Annotated in this window: 1 protein-coding gene; it reads left to right on the top strand. The window is 38.8% G+C overall.

The genetic code is table 11. From position 1 onward, the window contains the following. Positions 1 to 50: 50 nt before the first annotated feature. The coding region (locus tag GQ589_RS11970) for a hypothetical protein (RefSeq protein WP_160426483.1) at positions 51 to 363 on the top strand (313 nt) is incomplete at its 3' end.

The raw sequence follows: 363 nt of genomic DNA, 5'->3' as shown, positions 1-363 counted from the left end.
TAGCTAATTCAACTGACACGCCTCCCTCAATCACCTTATACAGTTTATATATGCATCAGCTAGATTGGTATGGTTATCAGCAAAAAATTCAGAAAAATAGTAGTCAGGTTGATTATCCTTGTTATTGGCAAGCGGGAGTAGGGAAAGTTGATGAAAAAAAATTAGAAACGATTGCAGGTAGCGTGATACGGGAAAACGCAAGCGGTACAAAAGTTGTTGGTTTATTACTAAAGGGGAGTAAAGTTCGTTTAGGTGAACAAAAAACAGGTATGTCAGGGTGGTATAAAATTGTGTCGATAACTTCAGGCACGGTGGTGACGCCAAATGGGTTTCAAACTGAATTGGGCAATATTACTGGTTATG

Origin of the sequence: Gilliamella sp. Pas-s27 (assembly GCF_009795865.1) — a bacterium.
Taxonomy (GTDB): Bacteria; Pseudomonadota; Gammaproteobacteria; order Enterobacterales; family Orbaceae; genus Gilliamella.
The sequence above is the reverse complement of the archived record's forward strand: the minus strand, read 5'-3'. Positions and strand labels throughout refer to the sequence as shown.